General features: G+C 66.4%; 12 protein-coding genes. All 12 read left to right on the plus strand.

Annotated features, from left to right (window positions below; genetic code table 11):
- The first annotated feature begins 52 nt into the window (after positions 1–52).
- The 12 genes from EBB56_RS20570 (at position 53) to EBB56_RS20625 (ending at position 12,196) form a co-directional block, all read left to right on the plus strand.
- A complete protein-coding gene (locus EBB56_RS20570) occupies positions 53–544 on the plus strand; it encodes an Lrp/AsnC family transcriptional regulator (RefSeq protein ID WP_045993516.1) in 492 nt (163 codons plus the stop codon).
- Positions 541–1,077: an Lrp/AsnC family transcriptional regulator gene (locus EBB56_RS20575; RefSeq protein WP_185696490.1), complete on the plus strand. Its 537-nt coding sequence runs from the start codon at positions 541–543 to the stop codon at positions 1,075–1,077. The genes EBB56_RS20570 and EBB56_RS20575 overlap by 4 nt, the downstream gene beginning before the upstream one ends.
- A gap of 16 nt (positions 1,078–1,093) precedes the next feature.
- The gene (locus tag EBB56_RS20580) at positions 1,094–1,630 is read left to right on the plus strand and encodes an Lrp/AsnC family transcriptional regulator (RefSeq protein WP_221621219.1); all 537 of its coding nucleotides are present in this window, start codon (positions 1,094–1,096) and stop codon (positions 1,628–1,630) included.
- A complete protein-coding gene (locus EBB56_RS20585) occupies positions 1,605–2,153 on the plus strand; it encodes an AsnC family transcriptional regulator (protein WP_124805215.1) in 549 nt (182 codons plus the stop codon). Before EBB56_RS20580 ends, EBB56_RS20585 begins: the two co-directional genes overlap by 26 nt.
- A complete protein-coding gene (gene nirJ, locus EBB56_RS20590) occupies positions 2,141–3,319 on the plus strand; it encodes a heme d1 biosynthesis radical SAM protein NirJ (protein WP_124805216.1) in 1,179 nt (392 codons plus the stop codon). The genes EBB56_RS20585 and nirJ overlap by 13 nt, the downstream gene beginning before the upstream one ends.
- A 13-nt stretch (positions 3,320–3,332) precedes the next feature.
- Positions 3,333–4,136: a uroporphyrinogen-III C-methyltransferase gene (cobA, locus tag EBB56_RS20595; protein WP_124805217.1), complete on the plus strand. Its 804-nt coding sequence runs from the start codon at positions 3,333–3,335 to the stop codon at positions 4,134–4,136.
- A complete protein-coding gene (locus EBB56_RS20600; RefSeq protein WP_124805218.1) occupies positions 4,133–5,740 on the plus strand; it encodes a nitrite reductase in 1,608 nt (535 codons plus the stop codon). Before cobA ends, EBB56_RS20600 begins: the two co-directional genes overlap by 4 nt.
- A gap of 424 nt (positions 5,741–6,164) precedes the next feature.
- On the plus strand, positions 6,165–7,202 hold the full coding sequence (locus EBB56_RS20605) for an amino acid ABC transporter substrate-binding protein (protein ID WP_045993511.1): 1,038 nt from the start codon (positions 6,165–6,167) through the stop codon (positions 7,200–7,202).
- A 155-nt stretch (positions 7,203–7,357) separates the two neighbouring features.
- The gene (locus tag EBB56_RS20610) at positions 7,358–8,533 is read left to right on the plus strand and encodes an amino acid ABC transporter permease (protein ID WP_124805219.1); all 1,176 of its coding nucleotides are present in this window, start codon (positions 7,358–7,360) and stop codon (positions 8,531–8,533) included.
- 159 nt (positions 8,534–8,692) lie between these two features.
- Complete coding sequence (locus EBB56_RS20615; protein ID WP_045993550.1) at positions 8,693–9,769, plus strand: amino acid ABC transporter permease; 1,077 nt, start codon at positions 8,693–8,695, stop codon at positions 9,767–9,769.
- Between the two features lie 77 nt (positions 9,770–9,846).
- A complete protein-coding gene (locus EBB56_RS20620; protein WP_045993549.1) occupies positions 9,847–10,575 on the plus strand; it encodes an amino acid ABC transporter ATP-binding protein in 729 nt (242 codons plus the stop codon).
- A gap of 283 nt (positions 10,576–10,858) precedes the next feature.
- Positions 10,859–12,196: a VOC family protein gene (locus EBB56_RS20625; protein WP_045993509.1), complete on the plus strand. Its 1,338-nt coding sequence runs from the start codon at positions 10,859–10,861 to the stop codon at positions 12,194–12,196.
- The last annotated feature ends 6 nt before the right edge of the window (positions 12,197–12,202 follow it).

Here is a 12,202-nt window from a genome sequence, read left to right on the forward strand (position 1 = left end):
GGCCGCTCGCACGGGCGGCCCGCCCCAATTTTTCGCTTTTCGGGAGATGGCCATGGCAACCGACAAGGTGGTCGACGACCTGGACCGCATCGACCGGCGTCTGATCGATCGCTATCAGCGATCGCTACCGTTGGTCGAGCGTCCCTTTGCGGCCATGGCCGAAGAGCTAGGACTGGATGAACAGGCGTTGATCGAGCGCCTGCAGCGTCTGTGTGACCTGGGCGTGGTGGGCCGTGTCGGCGCGGTGTTCGATCACCGCCAGGCCGGCGCCAGCGAGCTGGTGGCGGTGGCCGTGCCGGACCATCGCCGGGAGGCGGTGGCACAGATCATCAACGCCTGCCCCGGGGTCAACCACAACTACTGGCGCGAGCACCGCTACAACCTGTGGTTCGTGGTGACGGCGCCGGACAGCACCAGCCTGGAACTGCGCCTGACGCGGCTGGAGGCCGAACTGGCCACCCCGTTGCTGCGCCTGCCCATGGTCCAGAGCTATCACATCGACCTGGCCTTCGCCCTGCCCTGGGCGGAGCTGGAGGAAGCATGATCGAGGCCGTCACGTCCACCGCCGGGCGCCGTCCGGCGAGCCCGCTGCAGGCTCAGGATCGCCGTCTGATCAGACTCAGGGCCTGTCTGGAAGAAGGGCTGCCGCTGGTGTCTGAGCCGTTCAAGGTGCTGGCCGAGCAGACCGGCCTGAGCGTCGAGGAGGTCCGTACCTGGATCGGGCACTGGCAGCACAGCGGTTTCATCAAACGCTTCGGCCTGGTGGTCCGCCATCGCCGCCTGGGCCTCGCCGCCAACGCCATGGTGGTGTGGAACCTGCCCGAAGATCGCGTCGACGAGGTAGGCCGGCGTCTGGCCGCTGAGCCCGAGGTCACCCTGTGCTACCAGCGGGTGCGTCGCCTCGGCTGGCCCTACAACCTGTTCTGCATGATCCACGGCGTCCGGCGAGTGCGTGTCGAGGCCCAGATCCGTGCGCTGATCCAGCGCCATGGCCTCGAAGACGTCGACCACCAGGTGCTGTTCAGCCGCCAGGCCTATCGCCAGCGCGGCGGACGCTACACGCCCGAGGAACCATGACACCCCCGGAGGAGCCATGAGCTCAGAAACACCGTCCCGGGGTTTTCCCGGCGACCCCGACCGCCATCCACACGACGCTGCCACCGCTCGCCATGACGCGGTGGCTGCGCTGTCTGAGGTAGAGCGTCGGATCATCAACCGCCTGCAATTGGGTGTGCCCTTGACCCCGGACCCCTACGGCGACCTGGCCTTGGAGCTGGGGCTCGGGGTGCGCGAGTTGCTCGACGTCCTGTCGTCGCTGCTCGATCGAGGGATCCTCAGTCGCTTTGGCCCGATGTTCCAGGCCGAGCGTCTCGGCGGTGCCCTGACGCTGGCCGCCCTGGCGGTGCCGGAAGCCGACTTCGAGCGCGTCGCCGAGGTCGTCAACGCCTTCCCCGAGGTGGCCCACAACTATCGCCGCGAGCACCACTACAACATGTGGTTCGTCATCGCCTGTGATCGCCCCGACCGCGTCGCCTCGGTGATCGAGGCCATCACCGAGGCCACCGGGCTCGAGGTGATCAACCTGCCCAAGGAGGAGGAGTTCCATGTCCATCTCCACCTGCCCGTCTAGGGACCGCGACGACATCTCTGTGCTGGACGACGGCGACCGCGCCCTGATCGAAGCCACCCAGGCGGGCCTGCCTTTGGTGGCCGACCCCTGGGCGGCGGTGGGCGCGGCCATCGGCATGAGCGGCGAGGAGGTGCTGGCGCGCTTTCAGCGACTGCGCCTGACCGGCGTCGTGCGCCGCATCGCCGCGGTACCCAACCACTATCGCCTGGGCTACCTGGCCAACGGCATGACCGTGTGGGACGTCGATGATCAGCGCATCGATGAACTCGGCCGGCAGCTGGCCGACTGGCCGGGCGTCAGTCACTGCTACCGGCGGCCCCGCCGCTTGCCGGACTGGCCCTACAACCTGTTCGTGATGCTGCACGGCCACCACCGCGACGAGGTCGAGGCCCAGTCCGAGCGGCTGCGTGAATGGCTGGGCGACGCCTGCCGCGACCACCGTATTCTCTACAGCAGCCGCATCCTCAAGAAGACCGGGCTACGGCTCGCCACCGCCAAGGGAGCCTCGCCATGTTCCGAGTGACCCGCTACATCGACAGCCTGCTCGAGCCGACGCCACTGGCGCCTGCCCGCACCCCGCCAGGCCCGGTGGTGATCTGGAATCTGATTCGCCGCTGCAACCTGACCTGTCGGCACTGCTACACGGTGTCGGCCGACGTCGACTTCGCCGGTGAGCTGTCCACCGAGGAGGCGCTGAGGGTGCTCGAGGACCTCAAGGCCTTCCGGGTGCCGGCGCTGATCCTGTCCGGTGGCGAGCCGCTGATGCGCCCCGACATCTTCGAACTGTCGCACCGGGCCAAGGAACTCGGGCTGTACACCGGGCTTTCCACCAACGGCACCCTGATCACCGAGGACAACATCGACGCCATCGCCGATGCCGGTTACGACTACGTCGGCATCAGCATCGACGGCCTCGAGGAGACCCATGACCAGATCCGCCAGCGTCGTGGCGCCTTTCGCGAGTCCATGGCCGCAGTCCGGCTGTGCAAGGAGCGGGGCATCAAGGTAGGGCTGCGGTTCACCCTGACCCGGGACAACTACGCCCAGTTCGACGACATCCTGGCGCTGACCGCCGAGCACGACGTCGACAAGTTCTACCTGTCACACCTCAACTATGGCGGACGCGGTCATCGTCACCGTAAGCACGACGCCTGGCACGAGATGACCCGCGACGCCATGACCCGACTGTTCGACCGCTGTCGCGCCGAGCTCGAGGCGGGTATCCGGCGCGAGTACGTCACCGGCAACAACGACGCCGACGGCCCCTTCCTGCTGCACTGGGCCAGGCGCCACTTCCCCGAGCGGGTCGCCGATCTCGAGGCGCGTCTGCTCGCCTGGGGCGGCAACGCCAGCGGCGAGTACATCGCCAATATCGACAACCTGGGCAATGTCCACCCGGACTCCTTCTGGTGGGACCACCACTTCGGCAACGTACGTGAGCGGCCCTTCTCGGAGATCTGGTGCGAGGCCGACGACGACCTGATGCGAGGGTTTCGCAGTCGTCCGCGGCCGCTCAAGGGACGCTGCGGCGCCTGTCGCTACCTGCCGATCTGCAACGGCAATACCCGGGTGCGCGCCTTCAAGACCCTGGGCGATCCCTGGGCCGAGGACCCGGGCTGCTACCTCGACGATGACGAGATCGGCCTGACCGATGCCGTCTCGCCCAAGATGATTCTGACGACCGGTTGAACGGGAGATCACCATGTCCTTGCAAGCCCTCTACGACCAGCTCGGCGAAGCGCCGCTCGCCTCCGGCGAGGTGGCCATCGTCGGCGCCGGCCCCGGTGACCCCGGCCTTCTGACCCTGCGCGCGCTGTACCTGCTCAGCCAGGCGGACTGCCTGGTCTATGATCGCCTGGTGTCGCCGGAGGTGCTCGCGCTGGCACCCAAGGCGGCCCAGCGTTTCTACGTGGGCAAGGCGGCGCGCTGCCACGCCCTGACCCAGGAGGAAACCAACCAGTTGCTGGTGCGCCTGGCGGTGACCGGCAAGCGGGTGGTGCGCCTCAAGGGCGGCGACCCCTTCATCTTCGGGCGCGGCGGCGAAGAGGCCGAGATGCTGGTGGACAACCAGGTGCCCTTTCGCGTGGTGCCGGGAATCACCTCGGCCCAGGGCTGCAGCGCCTACGCCGGCTTTCCGCTGACCCATCGCGACCACGCCCAGGGGGTGACCTTCGTCACCGGCCACGCCCGCGCCGACGGCAGCCTCGATCTAGACTGGCGCTCGCTGGCCAGTCGCCGCCACACCCTGGTGTTCTACATGGGGCTGACCAACGCCGAGCTGATTCGCCGCGAACTGCTCGCCAACGGCCTGCCCGCCGACCAGCCGGTGGCGCTGATCGAACGCGGCACCACCCGGGAACAGCGCCGGGTGATCACCCGTCTGGGCCAGTTACCGGAGACCATCCAGGCCGAGGGGCTCAAGCCGCCGACGCTGATCGTGGTGGGCGAGGTGGTGTCCCTGGCCGGGCGGCTCGATATGGACGCCATGACGGAGGCGGTGGCATGAGCACGGCAAGACTGCTGGGCGCGGCCCTGATCGGGCTGATGCCAGTCCTGATGCCAGCCCTGATGCCAGCGCTGGCTGGGGCTCAGGAGGAGGCGATAACGGCAAATTCGGCGCCGCCGCAGCTCTACCAGGATCACTGCGCCAGCTGCCACGGCGCCGATCGTCTGGGCGCCATGGGGCCGGCGCTGCTGCCCCAGAACCTCGGGCGCATCAAGCCCGAAGAGGTTCGTCGGGTGATCGCCGATGGCCGCCCCGCGACCCAGATGCCAGGCTTCGCCGGCACGCTGACCGGGCCCGAGGTCGATGCCCTGAGCGACTGGGTGCTGAGTGACCCGCCGGTGACCCCCGACTGGACGCTAGACGATATCCGCGCAAGCCAGGTGGTGTCGCATCCCCCCGGCAGCCTTGGCGACACGCCCGAGTTCGTCGCCGATCCGCAGAATCTGTTCGTGGTGGTAGAGACCGGCGATCACCACGCCAGCGTGCTCGACGGCGACACCTTCGAGCGCCTGGCGCGCTTCCCTACCCGCTTTGCCCTGCATGGTGGGCCCAAGTACAGCCCGGATGGCCGCTACGTCTATTTCGGCTCCCGCGACGGCTGGATCACCAAGTTCGATCTCTATCACTTCGCCGTGGTGGCCGAGGTCCGCGCCGGCATCAACATGCGCAATATCGCGGTGTCCGCCGATGGCCGCTACGTGATGGCCGCCAACACCCTGCCCGGCAACCTGGTGCTGTTCGACGCCCACCGGCTCGATCCCATGCGGGTCTATCCCGCCGCCGACGCCGAAGGCAACGGCTCCCGGGTCAGCGCCGTCTACGCCGCGCCGCCGCGCTCGAGCTTTATCGCCGCGCTCAAGGACGTCAAGGAGCTGTGGGAGATCCCCTGGCCGGTGACGCCTGAAGCGGTGGTGGCCACGGGGCATATGGACGAGCCGCTGGATCCCGCGCGCAAGGCTCTGGAGGCCAGGGGCGAGAGCTTCGAGGTCCGGCGTCTGCCGGTGCCGGACTACCTCGACGACTTCTTCTTCGACCCCGAGTACCGCCGCGTCATCGGCGCCTCCCGCGGTGGCGATGGGGCCATGGTCATCGACCTGGACAGCGGCGACAAGCTGGCCGACCTGCCGTTGTCGGGCATGCCCCATCTGGGTTCCGGCATCACCTGGGAGACCGGCGGACGTCGGGTGATGGCGATTCCCCACCTGGCCAAGCCGGAAGTCTCGATCATCGACATGGACGACTATTCGCTGATCAAGACGCTGCATACCGACGGACCGGGCTTCTTCATGCGCAGCCACGAAAACTCCCGCTACGCCTGGGCCGACGTGTTCTTCGGGCCGAACCGTGATCGTGTCCACGTGATCGACAAGGACAGCCTCGAGATCGTGCGCACCCTGATCCCGGAGCCGGGAAAGACGTCAGCCCACGTGGAATTCGACCGTGACGGCGAGACCCTGCTGCTGAGCCTGTGGGAGCGCGACGGCGCGGTGATCGCCTACGACGCCGATAGCCTCGAGGAGATCACCCGGGTGCCGATGGACAAGCCGTCAGGCAAGTACAACGTGTGGAACAAGACCCACTATGAAGAAGGCACCTCGCACTAGGGCTTGTCTGAAAAGTGCCTGCGCTCGGTAATACGGCGTTAAAAATCGGATCAAATTGCTCATTTACACCCCGTAAACTGCGCTTTCTCACCGATTTTTGCCTTGTCTAACCTTCGCTCGTCGACTTTTCGGACAGCGCCTAGAGGCCTATGTGAAAAGTGCCTGCGATCGGCGGCTTTTCGGACAACGCCCAAGGACGTGGCGCTGTCCTGATACAAGGCGTGCTCGTGGTGGAGGTCAGTGCGTCTTGCCCGGAGGGGGCGTGCCAGCGGGCACGCTCCTCCCGGGCCTCTTTTCGATGGGGGCTGCCATCGATCTTCAATCCATCGTTTAAAACAAACGTCGACACCAGCATTGACCACGCCGGCCGAGGCTCGGATAGTGAATGGGCGTACAACGCTCATCCATTACTGGAGTTGAATCCATGCGACACAATAACAAGACGTTGCTGACCCTCTCCCTCGCCGCGCTATCCACAGCGGCGCTGGGCGTGACGAGCAGTGCTTCGGCCGCCACCCTGGACGAAGTCACCTCCCGCGGCGAACTCCAATGCGGTGTCAACGTCGGCCTGTCCGGTTTTTCCTCGCCGGACGAGAACGGCAACTGGCAGGGACTCGATGTGGAAACCTGTCGCGCCATCTCGGCGGCGATCTTCGGCGACGCCGACAAGGTGGTGTTCACCCCGCTGACCGCCAAGGAGCGCTTCACCGCGCTGCAGTCCGGCGAGATCGACGTGCTCTCGCGCAACACTACCTGGACCGCCACCCGGGACAACTCCCTGGGCCTCAATTTCACGACGACCACCTTCTACGATGGTCAGGGCTTCATGGTGGCCAAGGATCTCGGCATCGAAAGCCTCGAGGATCTGAACGGCGCCTCCATCTGTATCCAGTCCGGCACCACCCACGAGCTCAACCTGGCGGACTACTTCCCGGCCAAGGGCATCGACATCAACACCGTGACCTTCGATACCCCGGACCAGACCGCCTCGGGCTTCGCCAGTGGGCGCTGTGACGTGCTCACCTCGGACACCTCCCAGCTCAGCGCCCTGCGCCTGCAGCTGCCGGAACCGGACAGCGTCGAGATCCTCACCGAGCTGATCTCCAAGGAGCCGCTGGGCCCGGTGGTCGCTCAGGGTGACGACCAGTGGTTCGACATCGTCAAGTGGACGGTCTTCGCCATGGTCAATGCCGAGGAACTGGGCATCACCAGCGACAACGCCGAGCAGATGAAGAATGATCCGCCCAATCCCCAGGTGGCGCGCCTTTTGGGTGTCGACGGCACCTACGGCGAGCAGCTCGGTCTGACCAACGACTGGGCCTACAACATCGTCTCCCAGGTGGGCAACTACGGTGAGGTATTCGCCGATACCGTAGGCGAGAACTCACCGCTGGGCATCAGCCGTGGCATGAACGCCCTGTGGAACGAAGGCGGCATCCTCTACGCCCCGCCGATCCGCTGATACTGTCCGCTGCGACCCCGGCCATGGCCGGGGTCGTCCGACCCATGACGGATAGAGCGACGACGTCGCGCGCCGGCCCACTTGCCGTTCGCGGGTGAATACCCACGGCCGCGAGACGGGCCGGAGGCAAGCGTCGTCCAGCAAGAGGCTCGCCCATGTCCACGCCCCCTATCGAACGGACGCCGCTATGGCGGCGTCCTGCCTTTCGTGCGCTGATCATCCAGGCGCTGCTGCTGGCAGGCCTCGCCGCGCTGATCGCGATGATGATCGGCAATGCCCTGACCAATCTCGAGGCCAGGGGCATCACCACCGGTTTCGACTTCCTCGGTGAGCGCGCCGGGTTCTCGATCCCCCAGACCCTGATCGACTACTCCGGCGACAGCAGCTACGCCCGCACCTTCGTGGTGGGGCTGCTCAATACCCTGCTGGTGTCCGGGCTCGGCATTCTGGCCGCCACCCTGATCGGCTTCGCCGTGGGTATCGCCCGGCTGTCGCCCAACTGGCTGCTGGCTCGCCTGGCGGCGGCCTTCGTCGAGACCTTCCGCAATATTCCGCTGCTGGTGCAGATCCTGTTCTGGTACTTCGCCGTGCTCCAGGCCCTGCCCAGTCCGCGCCAGAGCATGTCGCTGCTCGAGGCGTTCTTTCTCAATGTGCGCGGGCTGATCGTGCCGGCGCCGGTGCCCGAGCCAGGCTTCGGCCTGACCCAGCTGGCGCTGGTGGCAGCGATTCTGGCGGTGGTGGCCCTTGGTATCTACGCCAGACGGCTGCAGCAGCGTACCGGCAAGGCGCTGCCGGTGTACTGGCTCGGCAGCGCCCTGATCATCGGCCTGCCGTTGCTGGTGTTCGTGGCCAGCGGCAGCCCGCTTGCCTGGGACGTGCCGTCGCTCAAGGGCTTCAACTTCTCCGGCGGTATCACCGTGATCCCGGAGCTGATGGCACTGTGGCTGGCGCTGTCGATCTACACCGCCTCCTTTATCGCCGAGATCGTGCGTTCAGGGATCCAGTCGGTGCCCAAGGGACAGATCGAGGCGTCCCGGGCGATCGGCCTGCCGGGCAACATCACTTTGCGCAAGGTGGTCATCCCCCAGGCGATGCGAGTGATCGTGCCGCAGCTCACCAGTCAGTACCTGAACCTGATCAAGAACTCGTCGCTGGCGACCGCCATCGGCTATCCCGACCTAGTGGCGGTGTTCGCCGGTACCAGCCTCAACCAGACCGGCCAGGCGATAGAGATCATCGCCATGACCATGGCGGTCTACCTGACCATCAGTCTGGTGGTGTCGGCGTTGATGAACGTCTACAACGCCCGGACCCTGCTCAAGGAGCGCTGAGATGAATACGCCAACCATGCGCTCTGCCATGAGCCGCTTGCCTGTCTTCGTTGGAGGACTGCTGCCATGACCGAGCGTCCCACACCTCCTTCCCAGTCCCCGGTGCACCCCCCGAGTGAGCCCGAGGTGGCGCCGGCTGCCGCGTCCACCGAGCATTCGATGATCGCCGCCCGGCCGGCGCCGGTGGCGCGCCATGGTGTCACCGGCTGGCTCCGCAGCCGGCTGTTCTCGACCCCGCTCAATTCGGTGGTCTCGCTGATCACCCTGGCGGTGCTGGTATGGGCGCTGTCCCCGCTGGTGCAGTGGGCGCTGATCGACGCCGACTGGATCGGCACCACCCGCGAAGCCTGCACCGGCGAGGGCGCCTGCTGGGTGTTCATCAGCGCCCGCTTCGAGACCATCGTCTACGGCTTCTACCCCGAGACCGAGCGCTACCGCGTCGATATCACCCTGGCGCTGCTGGTGGCCACCATCGCTTGGCTGATGATTCCCCGACTGCCGGCCAAGCGCTGGGTGGTGATCTTCGCCCTGGTCGGCTTTCCGGTGATCGCCTGGCTGTTGCTGCTGGGAGGCCACTTCGGCCTGCCGGCGGTGCCCACCCGTGAGTGGGGCGGGCTGATGCTGACCCTGACCGTGGCCATCGTCGGTATCGTCGGCTCGCTGCCGCTGGGGGTGATCCTGGCGCTGGGCCGGCGCTCGCAGATGCCACTGGTGCGCAGCCTGTCGGTGGTGTTCATCGAGTTCTGGCGCGGCGTGCCCTTGATCACGGTGCTGTTCATGGCCTCGGTGATGCTGCCGCTGTTCGTGCCCAGCGAGGTCGAGTTCGACAAGCTGCTGCGCGCACTGATCGGCATCATGTTCTTCTGGAGCGCCTATATGGCCGAGGTGGTGCGTGGCGGCCTGCAGGCGATCCCCAGAGGCCAGGAAGAGGCCGCCAAGGCGCTGGGCCTGGGCTACTGGCGGCGGATGGGCCTGATCATCCTGCCCCAGGCGCTCAAGCTGGTGATCCCGGGCATCGTCAACACCTTCATCGCGCTGTTCAAGGACACCTCACTGGTGCTGATCATCGGCCTGTTCGACCTGCTGGCGATCATCCGTGCCGGGCTCACCGACACCAACTGGCTGGGCTTCGCCACCGAGGGCTACGTGTTCGCCGCGCTGATGTTCTGGATCTTCTGCTTCGGCATGTCACGTTACAGCCAATATATCGAACGGCGTCTACATACCGGCCATTGACGGCCCACAACAACAAATTTGATCGGGAGGCAGCCATGTCTGCTCAAGCGGCGACCACGGCGGATTCGAACACGCCGATGATCGAGATCGACGGCCTCAACAAGTGGTACGGGGACTTCCACGTGCTGCGCGACATCGACCTGACCGTGCAGCCAGGGGAGCGCATCGTGGTGTGCGGGCCCTCGGGGTCCGGCAAATCCACCCTGATCCGCTGCATCAATCACCTGGAGGAACACCAGCAGGGCCGCATCACCGTGGGCGGGGTGCACATGACCCAGGACGTCAAGCGCATCGAACAGATCCGCCGGCACGTCGGCATGGTGTTCCAGCACTTCAATCTGTTCCCTCACCTGTCGGTGCTCGACAACTGCTGCATCGCCCAGACCTGGGTACAGAAGAAACCCCGGCGCGAGGCCGAGGCCACCGCCATGGAGTTTCTCGAGCGGGTGCAGATCGCCGACCAGGCCCACAAGTACCCGGGCCAGCTGTCCGGCGGCCAGCAGCAGCGCGTGGCCATCGCGCGCGCGCTGTGTCTGCGCCCGGAGGTGATGCTGTTCGACGAGCCCACCTCGGCGCTGGACCCGGAGATGATCAAGGAGGTGCTGGACGTGATGATCGAGCTGGCCCGGGAAGGCATGACCATGCTCTGCGTGACCCACGAGATGGGCTTCGCCAAGACCGTGGCCGACCGGGTGATCTTCATGGATCAGGGCCAGATCATCGAGCAGGCGCCGCCCCAGGAGTTCTTCAACAACCCGCGCTCGGAGCGTACCCAGCTGTTCCTGAGTCAGATCCTGGGGCACTGAGGCGCCCTGGCCGCGCGCTTGCTCGCGCAGAGCGCGGCAAGGCGGACGGGGGCGACAGCAGCGGGGCACATAAGCTGGAGGACTGGTAGCGCGGGGTGGCTCCCATGGCGTCGCTGCGAGAAAGACTGCGCCGATAAAGGCGCGGAGTGTCGAGAGCGATGGCGGCGACCACCGCCGTGGCATTCCTTGAAGGAATACAACCAGCGATAATTTTCGTTTGTCGCCGCCTCCCCGCTCTGGTCTTATCGGTGGCATCACCGCCTGCCAACCGATAGGAGCCCGGATGTCTTCCGACTTTGTGACCGCCGACGAGATTCGTGACCGCTTTGCCTCTGCCATGTCGGCCATGTACCAGGCCGAGGTGCCCCAGTACGGCACCCTGCTGTCACTGGTCGAGCAGGTGAATCGGCAGACCCTCGAGGCTGATCCGGCGCTGGCCGAGCGGCTCGAGGCCAGCGGCGAGCACGCTCGCCTGGGCGTCGAGCGTCACGGTGCGATCCGGGTGGGCACGGCCGAGGAACTCGCCACCCTGAGGCGCCTGTTTGCGGTGATGGGGATGTTCCCTGTGGGCTACTACGACCTGTCCGAGGCCGGGGTGCCGGTGCACTCCACCGCCTTTCGCCCGGTCACCGACGAGGCCCTGGCACGCAATCCCTTCCGCCTGTTTACCTCGCTGCTGCGCCTCGAGCTGATCGAGGACGTCGAGCTGCGCACCCTGGCCAGCGAGATCCTGGCCAAGCGCGACATCTTCACTCCGGGGGTGCGTGAACTGATCGCCACCTTCGAGCAGCAGGGTGGCCTCACCGAGGAACAGGCCGAGCGCTTCGTCGCCGAAGCCCTGGAGACCTTCCGCTGGCACCAGGACGCCACCGTGGACCGCGCCACCTACGAGCGGCTGCACTCGGCCCACCGTTTGATCGCCGATGTGGTGTGCTTCCGTGGCCCGCACATCAACCATCTGACCCCGCGTACCCTGGACATCGACGAGGCCCAGCGCCGGATGCCCGAGCATGGCATGACGCCCAAGGCGGTGATCGAGGGCCCGCCCCGGCGCGCCTGTCCGATCCTGCTGCGTCAGACCAGCTTCAAGGCGCTGGAAGAGACCACCCGTTTCGTCGGTGACGCCGAGGGTAGCCATACCGCCCGCTTCGGCGAGATCGAGCAGCGTGGTGTAGCCCTGACCCCCAAGGGCCGGGCGCTCTATGACCGCTTGCTGGGCGAGGCCCGCAAGGCGCCCCAGGGGCTGGACAACGCCGCCCATCAGGCTCGCCTGGCCGAGGTCTTCGCCGACTTCCCTGATGACGAGACCACCCTGCGCCGCGAGGGCCTGGCCTACTTCGTCTACCGTGCGGTAGACGAGTTCGACGGTGACACCTCTGTGGAGGTACAGATCGCCGCCGGCAAGGTGGTGGCCGAACCGCTGACCTACGAGGACTTTCTGCCGGTGTCGGCGGCGGGCATCTTCCAGTCCAACCTGGGCGGTGAGGAGAGTGCGGTGGGGCAGGGCAACGCCAACCGTGACGCCTTCGAGGCGGCGCTGGGGGCCTCGGTGCGCGATGAACTCGAGCTCTACGCCCGCCGCGAGCGCGAATCCCTGGCGGCGCTTGGCCTGAAACGCTGATCCTGA

The sequence above is a fragment of the Halomonas sp. YLB-10 genome, assembly GCF_003856855.1.
GTDB classification, from domain to species: domain Bacteria; phylum Pseudomonadota; class Gammaproteobacteria; order Pseudomonadales; family Halomonadaceae; genus Halomonas; species Halomonas litopenaei.

Bases quoted from the DNA above. Each gene is read 5' to 3' on its own strand.
- EBB56_RS20625 (WP_045993509.1), top strand. From the start codon at position 10,859: ATGTCTTCCGACTTTGTGACCGCCGACGAGATTCGTGACCGCTTTGCC.
- EBB56_RS20580 (WP_221621219.1), top strand. From the start codon at position 1,094: ATGAGCTCAGAAACACCGTCCCGGGGTTTTCCCGGCGACCCCGACCGC.
- EBB56_RS20615 (WP_045993550.1), top strand. From the start codon at position 8,693: ATGATCGCCGCCCGGCCGGCGCCGGTGGCGCGCCATGGTGTCACCGGC.
- nirJ (WP_124805216.1), top strand. From the start codon at position 2,141: ATGTTCCGAGTGACCCGCTACATCGACAGCCTGCTCGAGCCGACGCCA.
- EBB56_RS20605 (WP_045993511.1), top strand. From the start codon at position 6,165: ATGCGACACAATAACAAGACGTTGCTGACCCTCTCCCTCGCCGCGCTA.
- EBB56_RS20575 (WP_185696490.1), top strand. From the start codon at position 541: ATGATCGAGGCCGTCACGTCCACCGCCGGGCGCCGTCCGGCGAGCCCG.
- EBB56_RS20600 (WP_124805218.1), top strand. From the start codon at position 4,133: ATGAGCACGGCAAGACTGCTGGGCGCGGCCCTGATCGGGCTGATGCCA.
- EBB56_RS20610 (WP_124805219.1), top strand. From the start codon at position 7,358: ATGTCCACGCCCCCTATCGAACGGACGCCGCTATGGCGGCGTCCTGCC.
- cobA (WP_124805217.1), top strand. From the start codon at position 3,333: ATGTCCTTGCAAGCCCTCTACGACCAGCTCGGCGAAGCGCCGCTCGCC.
- EBB56_RS20570 (WP_045993516.1), top strand. From the start codon at position 53: ATGGCAACCGACAAGGTGGTCGACGACCTGGACCGCATCGACCGGCGT.
- EBB56_RS20620 (WP_045993549.1), top strand. From the start codon at position 9,847: ATGATCGAGATCGACGGCCTCAACAAGTGGTACGGGGACTTCCACGTG.
- EBB56_RS20585 (WP_124805215.1), top strand. From the start codon at position 1,605: ATGTCCATCTCCACCTGCCCGTCTAGGGACCGCGACGACATCTCTGTG.